The 764-nt window shown below is 44.1% G+C and carries 1 protein-coding gene; it reads right to left on the reverse strand.

Features of this window, described 5'->3' with window-relative positions; genetic code table 11:
- Positions 1 to 764, reverse strand: a 764-nt coding sequence (locus A3766_RS02995; protein WP_304440922.1) for a CocE/NonD family hydrolase C-terminal non-catalytic domain-containing protein, incomplete at both ends; no start/stop codon positions are given.

A 764-nucleotide genomic window follows, 5' to 3' on the forward strand; every position in this document is an offset into this window, starting at 1 on the left:
GGCACTTTCAAAGTTGACTGTTTATTGCTGCTATATTCAAAATCCACAAAGTAATCGACACCCGTTGGAGATTGATATTGTGGGTCTTTGGTATCAACAGCTAGAACAAGGCGATGACCCGCGGGTACATCGTATGCTGTCGTTACTAGATCGAAGTCGACAGAAATTTTTTCGCCGGAGTTTGTGTCTGGCAATGTAATCGCGCCATGAGTTATTAATTTTCCAACACCCAAAGCATTCATGTCATAAAGATAAGCAACTAGCTGGATCTCATCGTGCTTTGGTTGTATCTGTAGTGATACTGAAGGATTCCCACGTATTTGCATTTCTTCGCTCAGCCAGCTCGATTTCCAATGGATACTTCTAATATCCGAGGCGGCTGGAATACTCGCTAAGATAGGCACCTCTAACTGCTCAAGAATTTGTGATAACAGCGGAATCTGCGTGCTAAATAAGGTACCGGCCCAAGCATTGATTGTGTTGTCTCTGCCGAAGAAGCTCCAGTATGGGTAGCTCTCCATATCACCATCATCGAAGGCTGAGCGAGGGTGTAAGTAAAAGGTTTCTGTACTGGAATCTTCTATAGGGAAGTGGTCAAAGCTATCGTACTGATCTTCAAACTTCACTTTCATTGTAATGGGTTTAGCGCTTGCTATCGGCGTGTTATCACCCTTTAAGTGATGATCAAACCATTGATAGGTACTTGTCCAAGGTAAGGCTTCCGCACCGATGACTGGAGGAAGTAAGTCTGCTGAAGCATGAGT

Source organism: Oleiphilus sp. HI0132 (assembly GCF_001635845.1).